At 69.3% G+C, this 15,677-nt stretch carries 14 protein-coding genes; 3 read left to right on the top strand and 11 right to left on the bottom strand.

All coding sequences use genetic code 11. From position 1 onward, the window contains the following. Positions 1 to 79: 79 nt before the first annotated feature. The 4 genes from JNB_RS18165 to JNB_RS18150 are packed head-to-tail and all read right to left on the bottom strand — an operon-like array spanning position 80 to position 3,925. Positions 80 to 1,066 carry a Gfo/Idh/MocA family protein gene (locus JNB_RS18165; RefSeq protein WP_009777992.1) on the bottom strand — a complete coding sequence of 329 codons (987 nt, stop codon included), beginning with the start codon at positions 1,064 to 1,066 and terminating at the stop codon, positions 80 to 82. After that, entirely contained in the window at positions 1,066 to 2,163 is a 1,098-nt protein-coding gene (locus tag JNB_RS18160) for a DegT/DnrJ/EryC1/StrS aminotransferase family protein (protein ID WP_009777991.1), read from the bottom strand. The genes JNB_RS18165 and JNB_RS18160 overlap by 1 nt, the downstream gene beginning before the upstream one ends. Further along, positions 2,160 to 2,759: an acyltransferase gene (locus JNB_RS18155; RefSeq protein WP_009777990.1), complete on the bottom strand. Its 600-nt coding sequence runs from the start codon at positions 2,757 to 2,759 to the stop codon at positions 2,160 to 2,162. The genes JNB_RS18160 and JNB_RS18155 overlap by 4 nt, the downstream gene beginning before the upstream one ends. Before the next feature lie 35 nt (positions 2,760 to 2,794). Continuing rightward, positions 2,795 to 3,925, bottom strand: a complete 1,131-nt coding sequence (locus tag JNB_RS18150; RefSeq protein WP_009777989.1) for a glycosyltransferase family 1 protein — start codon at positions 3,923 to 3,925, stop codon at positions 2,795 to 2,797. Positions 3,926 to 3,997: 72 nt separating this feature from the next. On the opposite strand from JNB_RS18150, the gene JNB_RS18145 reads away from it, so the two are divergent. Together JNB_RS18145 and JNB_RS18140 are read left to right on the top strand one after the other, a co-directional pair. After that, complete coding sequence (locus JNB_RS18145) at positions 3,998 to 5,353, top strand: glycosyltransferase (RefSeq protein WP_009777988.1); 1,356 nt, start codon at positions 3,998 to 4,000, stop codon at positions 5,351 to 5,353. Continuing rightward, positions 5,350 to 6,075: a hypothetical protein gene (locus tag JNB_RS18140; protein ID WP_009777987.1), complete on the top strand. Its 726-nt coding sequence runs from the start codon at positions 5,350 to 5,352 to the stop codon at positions 6,073 to 6,075. Before JNB_RS18145 ends, JNB_RS18140 begins: the two co-directional genes overlap by 4 nt. On the opposite strand, the gene JNB_RS18135 is transcribed toward JNB_RS18140, so the two are convergent. From JNB_RS18135 to JNB_RS18115, 5 genes are all read right to left on the bottom strand, one after another. After that, positions 6,068 to 7,171: a glycosyltransferase gene (locus tag JNB_RS18135; RefSeq protein WP_009777986.1), complete on the bottom strand. Its 1,104-nt coding sequence runs from the start codon at positions 7,169 to 7,171 to the stop codon at positions 6,068 to 6,070. The two genes, JNB_RS18140 and JNB_RS18135, sit on opposite strands and share 8 nt — an antisense overlap. 4 nt (positions 7,172 to 7,175) lie before the next feature. After that, entirely contained in the window at positions 7,176 to 8,003 is an 828-nt protein-coding gene (locus JNB_RS18130) for an ABC transporter ATP-binding protein (protein ID WP_202795242.1), read from the bottom strand. Then, positions 7,981 to 8,871 carry an ABC transporter permease gene (locus JNB_RS18125; protein ID WP_148232508.1) on the bottom strand — a complete coding sequence of 297 codons (891 nt, stop codon included), beginning with the start codon at positions 8,869 to 8,871 and terminating at the stop codon, positions 7,981 to 7,983. The genes JNB_RS18130 and JNB_RS18125 overlap by 23 nt, the downstream gene beginning before the upstream one ends. A gap of 70 nt (positions 8,872 to 8,941) precedes the next feature. Next, complete coding sequence (locus JNB_RS18120) at positions 8,942 to 10,132, bottom strand: glycosyltransferase (RefSeq protein WP_009777983.1); 1,191 nt, start codon at positions 10,130 to 10,132, stop codon at positions 8,942 to 8,944. Then, on the bottom strand, positions 10,129 to 11,148 hold the full coding sequence (locus tag JNB_RS18115; RefSeq protein WP_148232507.1) for a glycosyltransferase family 2 protein: 1,020 nt from the start codon (positions 11,146 to 11,148) through the stop codon (positions 10,129 to 10,131). The genes JNB_RS18120 and JNB_RS18115 overlap by 4 nt, the downstream gene beginning before the upstream one ends. A 413-nt stretch (positions 11,149 to 11,561) precedes the next feature. On the opposite strand from JNB_RS18115, the gene JNB_RS18110 reads away from it, so the two are divergent. After that, complete coding sequence (locus JNB_RS18110) at positions 11,562 to 12,569, top strand: LCP family protein (protein WP_009777981.1); 1,008 nt, start codon at positions 11,562 to 11,564, stop codon at positions 12,567 to 12,569. A gap of 61 nt (positions 12,570 to 12,630) precedes the next feature. On the opposite strand, the gene JNB_RS20715 is transcribed toward JNB_RS18110, so the two are convergent. Together JNB_RS20715 and JNB_RS18100 are read right to left on the bottom strand one after the other, a co-directional pair. Further along, complete coding sequence (locus JNB_RS20715; protein WP_009777980.1) at positions 12,631 to 14,418, bottom strand: glycosyltransferase; 1,788 nt, start codon at positions 14,416 to 14,418, stop codon at positions 12,631 to 12,633. A 63-nt stretch (positions 14,419 to 14,481) separates the two neighbouring features. Continuing rightward, a complete protein-coding gene (locus JNB_RS18100; RefSeq protein ID WP_009777979.1) occupies positions 14,482 to 15,660 on the bottom strand; it encodes an acyl-CoA dehydrogenase family protein in 1,179 nt (392 codons plus the stop codon). Between the last annotated feature and the right edge of the window lie 17 nt (positions 15,661 to 15,677).

Here is a 15,677-nt window from a genome sequence, read left to right as displayed (position 1 = left end):
GCATACCCGCTCCGTTGTTGTTCTCCGGGAATGACGAACGCCCGCCTCACAGGAGGCGGGCGTTCGTCATTCAGGTGCGTCAGAGCGCGACGGTCTGGCCCGTCTTCGCCGACTCGATGCACGCCTCGGCGACGCGCACGGTCTGCAGACCCTGCGTCATCGTGACGATGTCGGCATCCTTGCCGAGCACCGCGTCGCGGAACTGCTCGTGCTCGACGCGCAGCGGCTCGGGCTTGGCGATGGCGTAACGGATGACGTCACCCTCGGAGACGCCGCGGAACTGGGCGATGTCGTCCCAGGTCGTCTCGATCTCGCCGTTGGCGTAGAAGGTGAGGTCGGCGGTGAGGGTGTCAGCGACGAACGCGCCCTTCTCACCGGTGATGATCGTGACGCGCTCCTTGAGCGGTGACAACCAGTTGACGAGGTGGTTGGTCACGACGCCGTTGGAGAGCTGACCGGTGACCGCGACGAGGTCCTCGAACTCACGACCGCTCTTGAACGCCGTGCGGGCCGCGACCGAGGTGAACGTCTGCTGGGTGACCCAGGCAGTGAGGTCGATGTCGTGGGTGCCGAGGTCCTTGACGACGCCGACGTCGGCGATGCGCGCGGGGAACGGGCCCTGACGACGGGTCGAGACCTGGTAGACGTCACCGAGGTCGCCCGCTTCGAGGCGACGACGCGCCTCCTGGAGGGCCGGGTTGTAACGCTCGATGTGACCGACAGCGCCGACGAGGCCCTTGGCCTCGAACGCCTCGGCGACCTTGGTGGCGGCCGGGGTGTCCTGGGCGAGGGGCTTCTCGATGATCGCGTGCACGCCGGCCGCCGCAAGGGCGAGACCAACCTGCTCGTGGTAGATCGTCGGGACGGCGACCATGCAGTAGTCGATGCCCTGCTCGATGAGCTGCTCGATGTTCTCGAGGACGGGGCGACCGCCCGCGACACCGTGGACGTCACCGCCCGGGTCGGCCACGGCAATGAGGTCGACGCCCGGAAGGCTGGCGAGGACGCGACCGTGGTGGCGGCCCATCATGCCGAGGCCGATGAGGCCAGCGCGCAGGTTGGCCATCAGGCACCTGCCTTGGCGAGCGCGTTGACGGCCTCGACGATGCGCTCACGGTCACCCTGGCTGAGCGAGGGGTGGACCGGGAGGGACAGGCACTCGGCCGCAGCCTTCATCGTTTCAGGAAGATCGACATCCGCTGTGTCTCCCACGAACGGCTTGAGCTGGTGGTTGGGCACCGGGTAGAACATGCCCGATCCGATGTTGTACTGCTCCTTGAGGGCGGCGGCGAAGCCGTCACGGCCCTCGGGGACACGCACGGTGTACTGGTGGTAGACGTGCACGGCGCCATCGGCGACCGGCGGCGTCGTGACACCTTCGAGGTTGGCGCTGAAGAAGGTGGCGTTCTCCTGACGCGTCTTGGTCCAGGCACCGACCTTCTTGAGCTGCTCGCGGCCGATGGCGGCGTGGATGTCGGTCATGCGGGTGTTAAAGCCGACGACCTCGTTGTGGTACTGCTTCTCCATGCCCTGGTTGCGGTAGAGACGCATGAGCCGCTCGATCTCGGGGTCGGCGATGGAGACCATGCCGCCCTCACCCGAGGTCATGTTCTTGGTCGGGTAGAGCGAGAACATCGCGAACGTGCCGAAGGCACCGACCGGAGTGCCGTTCAGCGAGGCGCCGTGGGCCTGGGCTGCGTCTTCGTAGACCTGAAGGCCGTGCTTGTCGGCGATCGCCATGATCTGGTCCATCTTGGCCGGGTGGCCATAGAGGTGGACCGGCATGATGCCGACGGTCTTGTCGGTGATGTTGGCCTCGATGGCGGCCGGCGAGATGCAGAAGTCGTCGGCGTCGATGTCGGCGAAGACCGGCGTGGCGCCGGTCAGCGCAACCGAGTTGCAGGTCGCGGCGAAGGTGAACGACGGGACGATGACCTCGTCGCCAGCCTTGACGCCACTCGACAGCAGACCGAGGTGCTGCCCGCTCGTGCCGGAGTTGACGGCGACGCAGGGGCGGCCGAGCTCGAAGTGGGCGGAGAACTCCTCCTCGAACGCCTTGACCTCAGGGCCCTGAGCGAGCATGCCGCTGCGCATGACGCGGTCGACAGCGGCGCGCTCCTCGTCTCCGATGAGGGGCTTTGCCGGGGGGATGAACTCGTTCACTTCGGGGCCTCCGTCAGGCTCTCGTTGTCTTCAATGTAGGTGTCGCCAGTCTTGGGGCAGACCCAGGTTCCGGGCTCGTTGCCGGCTTCCAGCGGGACACCGGCACGGCCGACCCACCTTATCCGCCGAGCGGGCACCCCCGCGACGAGCGCGAAGTCGGGGACGTCCTTGGTGACGACCGACCCGGCCGCCACGAGCGCCCAGCGCCCGATGGTCACGGGAGCGACGCAGACCGAGCGGGCGCCGATCGACGATCCCTGCTTGCAGGTCACACCCACGGCCTCCCAGTCGTCACCGCGCTTGAGCGTGCCGTCGGGGTCGATGGAGCGCGGGAAGTGGTCGTTGGTGAACACCACGGCCGGGCCGACGAAGACGCCGTCCTCGAGAACCGCGGGTTCGTAGACGAGTGCGTAGTTCTGCAGCTTGCAGTTGTTGCCCATCTGGACTCCGGTGCCGACGTAGGCGCCGCGACCGACGATGCAGTTCTCGCCCAGGACCGCCTGTTCACGCACTTGGGCCAGGTGCCAGACCGAGGTTCCGTCGCCGAGGTGTGCGTCGGGCGAGACGTCCGCGCTGTCCTGGATTCTGACTGCCACTCGTGCTCCTTTGTTGAGATGGATCGCGGCTCAGGCTACGGCGTGTGCTGATCCGCCCGCGAACCGACGCGCACCTCGGGACCATGGAGATAGCCCTCGAGGACGAGCGCCGAGGCGCGGCCGTCGTGCACCGCCCGGGCAAACACGGCTCCAGCCTCCCCCACCTCGCGGCAACGGGCGGGGTCGTCGATGAGGTCTCGCAGCACGTCAGCGACCTCGGCCGCCCTCGCCTGGACGACCGGAAGCTCCAGGCCCGTGGCAGCCAGGACCCGGGCGCGCACCTCTGGACGGACGTGCCCGACCACGACCCGACCGGCCGCCATGGCCTCGACGGCCGCCACGCCGTAGCTGCCCAACGCGAACTGGTCGAGCACGATCTCGCTGGCCGCAATCGCAGCGGGCATCTCGGGTTGAGGGACGCCGCGCACGGGGCGGTACTGGATGTGCCCCGCGGCGGCGAGCTCTTCGAGGACGGGCTCGACGAGCTCGGTGCCCTTCCACATGGCGTTCGACGGGATGTGGCTCACGACCGGTGCCACACCACGATCACGGGCGCCGATCTCGTCACCGGACCAGCGCTCCACGTCGACGACGACCGGCAACCACCGCGCTCGCGGAACATCGTCGACCAGGTCAGGGGTCGAGACGAAGGACCACTGGGCGGCGTCCATGAGGGGGGCGATGCGGTCGGCGTACTTCTGACGGGTCGCACGGATCCTCGCCGAGACCCGGGGGAAGGGCGAGTCCGGTTCGATCGCCTCATGCCGGTCGGGGCGCCGCACGTCGGAGCCGTGGGCCACCATGCCCACCCGCACACCGGCCGCACCGAGCACGTCGGCATCGCCGTAGGCGTCGAGTCCGTGGACCAGGCCGGTCACCGGGCGCCCCGCCTCGATGAGGACGTGGGTGAAACTCCTGACCCACTCCTCGTGGGTGGCCGCCCACTGCGGATCGGCGAACTGCTCCTTGCCCACGAAGTGGTGCGCGGGCAGGGTCAGACCGGTCGGGTCCTCCACGGCAAAACTCGTCGCCGAGATGTCGGGGATGCTCCCCGCAGCATCGGCCCAGGCCCTGCCCTGACCTGCGAAGTTGGCGGCCGCGACGAGCAGGCGCGTGCCTGCGGCATCCGGCGGGGTCGGGTCTCCCGGACCTTGCTGGGCTGACATGGTGCCCTAGTCTAGGCGGCACGCCCGTCCCCGATCCGGGACCTGCCCAGACCCGTCAAGGAGACCCGTCACATGGCCGCCCCCGGCTCCGCCCCGCACGTCCTCTACGTCGCTTGGGGCTTCCCGCCGTGCCGTGGCGGGGGTGTCTACCGCGCCCTGGCGACGGTCAATGGCTTGGCGGCCAAAGGTTTTCGCGTCACGGTCCTGACAGCCACGCGTGAGACGTTCATCAAGTTCACCGGCGCCGACACCTCACTCGAAGCGCTGGTCGATCCCCGCGTCGAGGTCGTCCGGGTGCCCTTCTCCTGGCCCCACCTCGAGATGGACGTGCGCGAGTGGAGTCCACTGCGCGCCTTCGCTCCGCGCGTCTGGCGGCGTGCACGGCTGCGCCTCGACGTCATGGACTTTCCCGAGAAGTCCTACGGTCCGTGGAAGAAGCCGCTCCTCGCAGCGGCGGACCGCATCCACGCCAGCGACCCGGTCGACCTTGTCGTGGCCTCGGCCAACCCCAACGTGGACTTCGCTGTCGCGGATCACCTCCACCGCGTTGCCGACGTTCCCTATGTCATGGACTACCGCGACGCGTGGATGCTCGATGTCTTCGACGGCGGGCTCCTGCACGACGAGGGATCACGAGTCTCCAAGCTCGAACGTCGCTTCGTGGCCAACGCCACCGAGATCTGGTTCGTCAACGAGCCGATCCGCGTGTGGCACCAGAAGCGCTACCCGACCTCGGCCAACAAGATGTACGTCGTCGCCAACGGCTACGACCCGGATCTCGCACCCTCCTCCCAGCCACACTCGCCCGAGGCTGGCGCCCCGCTTCGGTTCGGCTACATCGGCACCGTGAGCGGCAAGGTGCCGTTGGCCGAGTTCGCAGCCGGGTGGCGTCTCGCCCGATCGCGATCACCCGAGCTCGCCGGGGCGACCGCTGAGATCTGGGGCTACCTCGGCTACTACGGAAGCCCGAGCCAGGACCTTGTCGACCTCATCGAGGACCACGCCGACGACGGGGTCGTCTACCGGGGGCCATTGCCCAAGGGCCAGGTCAAGGACGTCTACTCGACCTTCGACGCCACCCTGCTCATCCTCGGAGCCGGGCGCTACGTCACGAGCGGCAAGGTCTTCGAGTACACCGCCGCGGCCCTGCCGATCGTGTCGGTGCACAGCCCCGACAACGCCGCCAAGGACGTGCTCCAGGGCTATCCGCTGTGGTTCCCGGTGACCGACCTCGAGCCCGAGACCGTGGCCCGGGCACTCCAGGAGGCTGCCGCCGCCGCGAGGAACGCGTCGGCCGAAGTGCGGTCAGCCTGCGCCGACTTCTCCCGCCAATACTCTCGTGAGCTCCAGCTCGACCCGCGGCTCGATGCGATGGCCGACCTGCTTGGCTGGCAGTCCCCCGCCACCGAACCGGAGGTGATGGCATGAAGGTTGTCCTGCTGAGCACACGACGTCTGCGCGCCCACATGATCGACACCAGCCGCGCTGAGCTCGGACTCGATCCGGGCGACGCCCAGGACCTCACCGTCGTCACGTGGAATCCGCCGATCGGACGGCTCCGCGTCGCCCAACACCTCGTCGTGGGCCCGATCCTGTCTCCCACGGGCAAGGTGCGTTTTGCGCGGGTCGACCCCGTGGAGCAGGCACCACCTGAGACGACCTCCTCCCCTGCCGACGACGCCACCGCCCCCGACGTCGCTGTCGCCGACCCGGCGGATGACGCGTCGATCGAGGACGACTCCTTCGCTGACCCCGAAGATCGGGACGACCAGGACGATCAGGACGACGCGGCGGTCGTGCGCACCGGCACTCGGCGTGTCGGCCATGCCGTGAAGTGGCGGGCGAACCGCGCCCGCCTCTCCGTCCAGGGTCATCCCGTCGCCCAACGGATCGGCGCCAGCACGAAGGTGCGCCGGCTCCGCGCCGCGATCACCCCCGGCGGACTCGCGACCCACTTCGCGCTGGGCTGCAGCCGCAGCCCCGTCGTGCGTCGGGCCGTCGAGGGCGCCGACCTCGTCGTGGCCCTCGACCAGAACTCGCAACGGGCCGCGTGGCTGCTGGCCCGCCGCATTGCCGGACCGGATGTCGTCGTCGGGATCCCCGCGGGCGCTCGCCTCGTCGCACTCAAGCGCGACGGTGGCCTCAGCTGATCTCGGGACGACCCGCGAGCGCGCCGAGGGCTCGCACCGCCTCGTCATAGCCGCCGGTCTCCAGGGCGACCTCACGCCACCGTCGAGCCTGGCTGCGGTGACGCTCGATGTCGGCCTCGTCCAAGGCCCACCCGGCCAGAACCTTCGCGCACTCCGCGCCGGCACGGGCATCTGCGGCCACGACTGCTCCTGCCCCGATGTGCTCGACGAGCTGTCGTTGGCGGGGAAGGTTGGTGACGACCACGGCCAGCCCACTGCCGAGGTACTCATAGAGCTTGCTCGGAACCGCATCCCGGAACGCGGGGGTGTCCTCGAGCAGGGCGAGGCCACACCAGGCGCCGTCAGCGAGCCGCCAGGCCTTCTCCGGTGGCTGACGACCGTGGAAGCGCACGCGGTGGGCGAGTCCCCGACGTTCCAGCTCGGCCTCGGTCACGTCAGGTGCATCAGCGGCGGCCACGGGGCCCACGACGTCCAGATGCCAGCTCGGCGATCCTTCGACGGCGTCGAGCATGGCCTGCAGCCCGCGGGACCGTCGCACGTCGCCGATGTAGATGGCCCGAGGAACGTCGTCGAGCTCGCTGGGCTCGGGCATCATCGCCAGGTCGGGGACGTTGCGGACGACCAGCCGATCGGCCACGTCGTGCGGTGGGATGTGCGCATCCGCCACGAGGACGAGGTCAGCGTGTCGGGCGGCTTCGGTCGCTGCCCGGGCGAGGCGTGCCGCGATCGCGCCCTTGAACCCGCGCGCCCAGGCACGGTCGGACAGCAGCGCCTCGTAGTCCTCGTGGATGTCCGCGACCACGCGCCGACCACGAGGCCGCGACACCGCGAGACAGGCCAGGAGCGAATCGGGGTCCAGGGCGACGAGCACCCGTCCGCGAGCCCGCAGGGCATAGCGGACGGCCAGGAGGGCTCGCCTCGCGAAGGATCCACGAGGCGTCGCGGTGACGAAGTCGGCCCGGGGCGCGTCACTTGCCGACCCCAGACCCAAAACCTCGATCGTGAGCCCGGCTCGTCGGGCCGCCGCAGCGAGCCGGTGGAGGCGCGCATCCGCGACGTCGTGCCCGCTCGTGACGAAGCTGACGTCTACGGGCACGCGGTCAGAGGTCCTCGAGGATGACAGCGGAGTCACCGACCTGGACGAATTTCGTGTAGGCCGCGCACACCTCTTCCGGTGTCCCGCGCATCATCAGCTCGCCCTTGTGGAGCCAGATCGCGTCGTTGCACAACTGCTTGATCGAGTTGAGCGAGTGGCTGACGAGGAAGAAGGCTCGGGCGTTCTCCCGCAGCTCGCCCATCTTCTCGGCGGCCTTGGTCTTGAACGTCGCGTCGCCGGCCGAGAGTGCCTCGTCGATCATGAGGATGTCCGGGTCCATGTGCACGGCGACCGAGAACGCCAGTCGGCTGTACATGCCCGAGGAGTAGGTGCGCATGGGCGCGTCGATGAACTCTTCGAGCCCGGCGAACTTGGTCACGTCCTCGGCACGCGCCACGACCTGCGCCCGCGACAGACCGCTGGCGAGTCCGCCGAGGATGATGTTCTCGCGGCCCGAGAGGTTGGCGTTGAAGCCGACGCCCAGGGAGAGCAGCGGGCTGATGCGACCGTGGACCTCGATGCGCCCCTTGTTGGGCGGCAGGATGCCGGCGAGCGCACGCATCAGGGTCGACTTGCCAGCACCGTTGTTGCCGATGATGCCGAGGGCGGTGCCGTCGGGGACGTCGAACGAGACGTCCTTGAGCGCGTGGACCTCGACGAGGGATCGCTGTCCGCGGCCGAAGCGCGTGACGGCGTTCTTGAACGTGGGTACCCGCTCGAAGGTGGTCTTATAGGTGATCGACAGGTTCTCGACCTTGACCGTGAGCGGCTTGCCCGCGGCCACCGGGGGGAGCGGCGTCGTGGTGGATTCAGAGGCGGACAGCGAACTCACGCTCCCTAGACATGAAGAACAGCGAACCGATGGCGAAGGCGACCAAGGACCAGATGGTCGCGGTCACCCACGTGTGCAGCTCGGGAACGTCGCCGTTGACGAGACACTGGGTGAAACCGCCGAGCATCGAGTGCAGCGGGTTGGCGTACTCGAGGATGGACAGCACCTTGAGGAACTTGGCGGGCACCTGCTCGATCGACCAGATCACGGGCGACGTGTAGAGCCAGATGCGGTTGAAGTACGGCATGAACGCCGTGGTGTCGCGGAAGTAGACCTGGATGGTCGCGAAGAAGGCAGCAATGCCCATGCCGAAGATCACGATGAGCAACAGGAAGTAGAGGGCAAAGATCATCGACGGGTGGAAACCCAGGCCAGCGATGATGTGGAACAACGCGTAGACCGGCAGCGTCGGCAGGAACCGGAAGAACGCCGTGCGCACGGCCGAGAACGGCATGAGCAGTCGCGGGAAGGCCGTGTTGAGCAGCAACTTTCCGCCACCGACCACAGACGCGGCGCCCGTCGACATCGATCCCGCGATGAAGTAGAAGGTGAAGAGTCCGCCACAGAGCTGGGCGAAGTACTCCATCCCTCCGCGCGCACCACCGGACAGCACCTGGACGAGCAGGAAGTACACGGCCGCGAGGAGCAGCGGGTTGAGGATGAGCCACAACTGTCCGAAGACGGTCAGGGTGTTGGCACCGCGCAGCGTCGCCTTGGACATCTCCGAGGCGAACTCGCGACGACGCCACAGCTCGATGGCGTAGTTGCGGATCGGCGGAATGCCCGCCCGGTGCGGTTCATAGACATGGTGGGTGGTGGTGAACTCGTTTTCCTGTTCACTGGCCACGACCTTGTTGTCGGTGCTCATCATCCTCGCTCTCCGAGCCGAAGACGCTGGCACGCTTCGACTCCGCGAGTGTAGTGGAGTCGCACGAGACTCAGAGCACCCCCGCGTAGACCCCGAGGAGCGCGTCGCTGTCGGCGCTCCACGACAGCGATGCTCGCGCTGCGGCGGCGGCCGCGACGAAGGTCGAGTGGTGGGCAAGGAGCTCGTCGATGGCTCGCACGAGGCCGTCGGCGTCGCCCGGGGCGTAGAGCGTGCCGAGGCCGTGCCGACGCACGAGGGCACCCAGGTCGCCCACGTCGGTGGCCACGACGGGCAGCCCGAGGCTCACGGCGTGAAAGAGCTTGTTGGGCATGGCAAGGCGGTGGTTGAGCCACGTGTCGCTGTGCGTGACGAGCGCCGCGCCCGCCTCCCGCAGCCGCGCGTCGAGTGCGGTGAGCGGCTCGGCGGGTAGCACCTCGATCGCCCTGGCGTCGAACGTCCGCAGCCATTCCTCGTCCGCCGGGCCGAGTGCCGTGATGGGCAGCGCCGAACGCTCACTCGCCGCGGCGATGACTTCAAGCTCCCGGTATGCCGCGAGCCGCCCCCCATAGACCAGTCGCCTCGGCGGGTCGGCCTGGTCGATCGCAGGCAGGTCGGCGCGCAGCGGGAAGGTGTTGCGCACGACGGTGACCTCGGGCCAGGTCGGGTGGTCCGCGCGCAGGGCACCTGCGACACCGTCGCCGACGGTGATGACTGCTGCCGCGTCCCGGACGAGCGCGTCCTCGCTGCTCGCCTCGCTCCGGCGGATCAGCGGAGCCGGGCGCCCTTCGACGGGCCGACCCACCCAGTACTCGTGCGTGTCGTAGACGAGCGGCACTCCCCAGCTCTCTGCCAGGGCGTGGCCGACCGACAGGGCGGTGAAGTCGTGGGCGTGGACGACGTCGGGCGCGACCTCGTGCTGGCTCGACCAGTCGAACGCCAGGGTGGTGGCTTCGCGCTGCCACGCGGTGTAGCGGCGTCGGACGTGAATCGGCAGCAGCGCCCAACGTGCGAGGCGTTCGGGTGCGGTGAGCTCGCGGCGCCGCGTCGCGGCCGAGGGTGCCTGACCTGCGCTGTCGACGGTGACCCCGTCGGGTGGCACGAAGTCTGCAGGGACGGCGCGGCCGATGATGTGGACCCGAGCGCCGGCCGACACGAGGGTCGTGGCCTCTCGGAGCACGCGGGTGTCCGTGGCGACACCGGTCCACACGAGCATGAGGATGGTGCGCCCGGTGAGGTCGACCTGGTGTCCGCGGGACGTCATGGCTGCTCCTGGCCGAGGGACCTCGGGCTCGTGAGGAACCCGACGCCCCACGACCAGTGCATGGTCGCGAGGACGACCGGCGTCAGGGCGCGGGTCCGGGCCGACTCACCCCCGCTGATGGCGAGGCCGCCGAATGCGATGCCTGCGGCGTATGCCGTGGGCACCAGGAGCGCTGGCGGCCACACGAGCCCCAGCAGGGTCGCCATCGTGGTGCCGGCGACCATGACGGGGGGTGCGAGATAACGGGCATTCACAGTGTCCGGGTGCTCCCGCGCGACCACGCGACGCCACCGGCCGTACTGGAAGTACTGGCGAGCGAGCGCCCTGACCGTGGGCCGCGGCCGGTAGGTCACCTCCATGTCGGGGGTGAACCAGATCGTGCCGCCGCTCTGGCGGAGCTTGAGGTTGAGGTGCCAGTCCTGCGTGCGCGTGTAGCGCTCGTCGTATCCGCCGACCCGCTCGAGGGCGCCGCGAAGGAACGCACCGAGGTAGACGGTGTCGACCGGCCCGGCTCCCCCACCGATGTGGAACGTCCCGCCACCGACTCCGATGCGGCTGCGCATGGCGCAGGCCACGGCCTTCTCGAACGCCGACGTGCCCACGGCCTTCATGAGGCCGCCGACGTTGTCGGCACCGGTCTCGTGGAGGGTCCGCACCGCGGTCGCGACGTAGTCGGACGGGATCTCGGCGTGGCCGTCGACGCGGACGATGATCTCGTGGCGGGCAGCCCCGATGGCCGCGTTGAGGGCTGACGGGGTCCGGCCCGAGGGGTTGACGACGGTGCGCACACGCGGGTCAGCGGCGACGAGGTCGGCGGCCACGGCATCGGTGTCGTCGTTCGACGGACCGAGGGCCAAAACGACCTCGAGGTCACCGGCATACTCCTGCGCGAGAACCTGGTTCACGGCGTCACGCAGGTGGCGTCCCTCGTTGAGGACGGGAATGACCACGCTCACCGGCGGCTCTGCTGAGACGCTGTCCTGGGGGTCGCCGTCGGGGCGGGAATGCTCGCTCATCGCGTCGATCATCCCCCAACGAGCCACGACGACCGGCGGGTAGGGGTCGGCGCGCCGTTTTGCTTCCGTGGGTAGCGTCGGCGGAGTATGGGTCCGTGTCTGAACGCCCGCCTCGTGGAGACGACGTCCGACCGATCCCTCAGCAGGGTCGGCCACGTCGTCCACCTCGCGACGACATCGACGACGACGATGTCTACACCGTCGACACCCGTGGCCGACGACCCGCTCGCCCCCGTCCCTCCGCCCAGACCGGTGCCCCGGCCCGACCGGCGCGACGCGAGCCCCGCCCCCAGGAGACCGCGCGCCGTGGCGTTGCTGGAGAGCGGCCCGCCCGGGGCGAACGCGATCCGCGTCAGGCCCCGCCCCGGCAACCCGTCGCACGACCCCAAGGTCCTCCGCGCGGCGGTCGGCCCATGGCAGAGCCCCTCGAGGAGGGCCAGCCACGTCGTCGCCGGCGCCTGTGGCGGCTCATCCCCGTGGTCGTCCTCCTCTGGCTCGCCTTCCTCGTCATCACGCCCTTCCACGCGTGGAACACCGTCTCCCGGGTCGACGACGCGCCGTCCGGCGACCGCCCCGCCGAGACACCGGGCAACACCTACCTCCTCGTCGGCTCGGACGGACGCGACCAGCTGACCCGCGCCGAGCGCAACGAGCTCGGCACGGGCAGCGCCGAGGGGCAGCGCACCGACTCGATCATGCTGATCCACGTTCCCTCGGGTGCCGGCAAGTCCGTCATCATCTCGATCCCCCGCGACAGCTACATGCCGATCCCGGGCAAGGGCAGCAACAAGGTCAACGCGGCCTACTCCATCGGTGGCCCCAAGCTCCTCATCCAGACGCTCGAGCAGGTGACCAACCTCCGGATCGACGGCTACCTCGAGATCGGTTTCGGAGGGTTTGCCTCCGTCGTCAACAGCCTTGGCGGTGTCGACATCTGCGTGCCGTTCGACATGGACGACAAGCAGGCCCACATCAACCTCAAGAAGGGGTGCCAGACCCTCGACGGCAAGAACGCCCTCGGCTTCGTGCGCGCCCGACACTCCGACATCCGCGGCGACATCGGCCGGGCCGAGCGTCAGCGCCAGTTCCTGGCCGCGATCATGAAGGGTGCGGCGACCCCGTCGACCGTCCTCAACCCGTTCCGCTACTGGTCCTTCACGCACACGTCGGCCGGTGCCGTCGGTGTCGGCCAGGACACCTCGATGAAGGACGCGGCCAACATCCTGCTCGCCATGCGAGGCGCCGGGAACGACTCCACCCTCAGCCTCACGGTGCCGTTGCAGGACACGGCCTACGAGACCCGCGCCGGGCTGGCGGTCAAGTGGAACAGCGATCGGGCGCAGGCCCTGTTCACGATGCTGCGCGAGGACCAGCCGCTCGAGGCCCCACCCGCAGGCACGGACGGCAAGCCCTCAGGCTGAGCCCGCTCGCGAAGGCGAGCGAACGGCATACTCCACGTCGTTTCTTGGGTATGCCGGGTCGTCACTGACCGCGCAGCTCGCGCACCTCGGTCGCGCCCTCGGCCCACGCCTGGCTCGGCAGCCCGTCGGGAAGGACCTCGTCGAAGACCCTGCGCAGCGTCTGCGCCTGCGCACTCCACGAGAAGCGGTGGCGCAGCTCGGCGTCACCCTCGATGCGTCGCCGGGTTTCGGGAGCCTTGGCCAGTCCGGCCTCGATGGCTCGCGCGCAGTCACTGACGTCGCCAGCGATGTGCACCTCGCCGAGTCCGAGCTCGTTGACGAGGTCGGCCTGGGCCGGCGTGTCACTCGTGACGATGGGCAGGCCGCCCTGGAGGTACTCGCAGAACTTGTTGGTGATGGCGACGTCGTGGTTGATCGCGTGCAGCAACGGGCTGACGCCGATCGTCGCCGAGGAGAGGTAGCGCGGGACGAACGCCGGCGGAACGAACGGCGCGAAGTGCACCCGGTCGCCGTAGCCGGCCTTGTCGGCCGCTGCTCGCAGCTCCTTGGAGTAGGCGTACATGCCTCGGACGACGATCGCCAGGTGCACGTCGGGGAGCAGCTCGAGGGCGCCGAGGACCGTCTGGACCCCACGGGCGGCGTGCACCCCACCGCCATAGACCACGAGGGGCACGTCCGGGCCGAGGCCACACACGTCGCGCACCCCGACGACCCGGGTCGCGCGATCGTCGGCGATCGGTGCGTTGAGGACGACGTCGGGCCGCTCTGCCAAGGAGTGGGTGCGCTCCAGGAGGTCGGCGAGTTCGGGCGAGACCGTGATGACCCGGTCGACCTCGTGGATGAAGCTGCGTTCGAGGTCCGCGTAGGCCGCGACCTGCTTCGGCGGGACCATGGCCAGCCCCGGGACGAACTCGTGCGCGTCGTAGACGACCTTGACCGTGCGGCCGGCGAGGGCGGCCCGCTGGGCGGCGCGCACGGCGATGCCGATCATGAAGACGTCGTGAACGTGGATGACGTCGGGCTCGAGGCGCGCGAGGACCGGGGCGATGGCCAGGTCCTGGTCGATGATCTCGGGCAGGACGCTCTTCCACCGGCCCAGGCCGGGCACCGCGGTGTAGGCCTTGATGAGCGCCTCACGACGGCGACCCACACCGGTGTCGGTCGCCGCAGCGCGACGTTGGCGCACCGAGGACAGCTTCACGGGAGCGGCCCGGCCCTTGAGCAGGACGCGTTCGGCCTTGAGCCAGCGCCACGTCGCGGCCTGGCGGGCCCGTGCGGCACCCGTCGGCTGAGCGGAGGTTCCGGCCTCACCGGCGCGACGCAGGGCCTGTCCGCGGTCGGCCGACAGCTCGCGGGTGCGGTGCTCCCAGCGGGCCACGGCGTTCTTGTAGTCGTCGGCGTTGGTGAACCACGGGGCCACCGCGGTGCCCAGCTCGCCGAGGCCGTTGCGGGCCCGCTTCCACCGGGCGCGGGCGCCGCTGCTCGAGACCCTGTTGCCGGGCGCGACGCGGATGATCTTCATGCCGTTGCCGAGGTCGTCCTCCGGGGTGAACCGGGGACGGATGAGGCCCACGGCGGTGACGTCGACGCCGAACCCGTTCACCGTGTTCATCGCCTTGATGACGCGGGCGTCACCGGTGATGGTGTTGCCCGCGAGCATGACGACGTGCGGTCGCCGCGCGCCGTCGGGCAGGGCGTCGGGTGCTGGCGTGGGTCGGCCGGTGGCTGCGGGTTCACCGGGACCGACGGTCGCGAGCGCCTCGACCTGCTCGGCCGTCCACGGCACGCCGGTCACGGCTCGCAGATCGGTCAGCAGGGGATGGATCGGCTCGGTGGATGACTCCGGCATGACTCGCTCCCGACGGCGGCTAGGACGGGATGCAGTATCGCATCCACGTGCGGTCGGTCGCGGTCAGCCCTTGAGCAGCTGGCGTGCCATGACGATGCGCTGCACCTGGTTGGTGCCTTCGTAGATCTGGGTGATCTTGGCGTCGCGCATCATCCGCTCCAGCGGGAAGTCACGGGTGTAGCCCGCGCCACCGAGCAGCTGCACGGCGTCGGTCGTCACCTTCATCGCGACGTCTGAGGCGAAGCACTTGGCCGCTGCCCCGAAGAAGGACAGGTCTGCGTCGCCGCGCTCGGACTTGGCTGCCGCCACGTAGACCATCTGGCGGGCGGCCTCGAGCTCCATCGCCATGTCGGCGAGCATGAACTGGATGCCCTGGAACTCGGCGATGTTCTTGCCGAACTGCTTGCGCTCCTTGACGTAGGCGAGCGCGTGGTCGAGGGCTCCCTGTGCGATGCCGACCGCCTGGGCGCCGATCGTGACGCGGGTGTGGTCGAGCGTGCGCAGCGCGATCTTGAGGCCCTCGCCGGGCGCACCGATGATGCGGTCGCCGGGGATGCGCACGTTGTCGAAGATCAGCTCGCGCGTGGGGCTGCCCTTGATGCCGAGCTTGCGCTCCTTCTCACCGAAGGTGAAGCCCTCGTCGGACTTCTCGACGACGAACGCGCTGATGTTGTTGCCACGAGTGCCGTCAGGGTCGGTGACCGCGAGGACGGTGTAGTAGTCGGAGACACCGGCGTTGGTGATCCACGACTTCTGCCCGTTCAAAACCCAGCTGTCATCGCCGGCTGACTTGTCCAACTTGGCGCGGCACTTCATGCTCGCCGTGTCCGAGCCGGCCTCGCGCTCCGACAGTCCGTACGAGAACGACGTCTCTCCTGCAGCCAGCGGCGTGAGGTACTTGCGCTTGATCTCCTCGTTGCCGCCGAGGATGACCGGCATCGAGCCGAGCTTGTTGACGGCCGGGATGAGGGACGAGCTCGCGCAGGCGCGGGCCACCTCCTCGATGACGATGCACGTCGCGAGGGCGTCGGCGCCGACACCGCCGTACTCCTCCCCGACGTGCGGGGCGAAGAAGTCGGACGCCACGAGCGCGTCGTGCGCCTCCTGCGGGTAGCGGGCCTCCTCGTCGACCGCTGCCGCGAACGGCGCGATCTTGGCCGCTGCCAGGTCGCGGACTGCCTCACGAATCGCTTCGTGGTCCTCGTTGATCTGGAACAGGGGGAAGTCGCTCGATGCAGTCACCCGGTGATCCTATCGAC

Source organism: Janibacter sp. HTCC2649 (assembly GCF_000152705.1).
Lineage (GTDB): Bacteria > Actinomycetota > Actinomycetes > Actinomycetales > Dermatophilaceae > Knoellia.
The sequence above is the reverse complement of the archived record's forward strand: the minus strand, read 5'-3'. Positions and strand labels throughout refer to the sequence as shown.

What these genes read in the sequence shown, in the direction of transcription:
- JNB_RS18165 (WP_009777992.1), bottom strand. Translation starts at nt 1,066, where the DNA reads ATGGCCAACCTGCGCGCTGGCCTCATCGGCCTCGGCATGATGGGCCGC.
- JNB_RS18150 (WP_009777989.1), bottom strand. Translation starts at nt 3,925, where the DNA reads ATGTCAGCCCAGCAAGGTCCGGGAGACCCGACCCCGCCGGATGCCGCA.
- JNB_RS18145 (WP_009777988.1), top strand. Translation starts at nt 3,998, where the DNA reads ATGGCCGCCCCCGGCTCCGCCCCGCACGTCCTCTACGTCGCTTGGGGC.
- JNB_RS18140 (WP_009777987.1), top strand. Translation starts at nt 5,350, where the DNA reads ATGAAGGTTGTCCTGCTGAGCACACGACGTCTGCGCGCCCACATGATC.
- JNB_RS18125 (WP_148232508.1), bottom strand. Translation starts at nt 8,871, where the DNA reads ATGAGCACCGACAACAAGGTCGTGGCCAGTGAACAGGAAAACGAGTTC.
- JNB_RS18120 (WP_009777983.1), bottom strand. Translation starts at nt 10,132, where the DNA reads ATGACGTCCCGCGGACACCAGGTCGACCTCACCGGGCGCACCATCCTC.
- JNB_RS18115 (WP_148232507.1), bottom strand. Translation starts at nt 11,148, where the DNA reads ATGAGCGAGCATTCCCGCCCCGACGGCGACCCCCAGGACAGCGTCTCA.
- JNB_RS18110 (WP_009777981.1), top strand. Translation starts at nt 11,562, where the DNA reads ATGGCAGAGCCCCTCGAGGAGGGCCAGCCACGTCGTCGCCGGCGCCTG.
- JNB_RS20715 (WP_009777980.1), bottom strand. Translation starts at nt 14,418, where the DNA reads ATGCCGGAGTCATCCACCGAGCCGATCCATCCCCTGCTGACCGATCTG.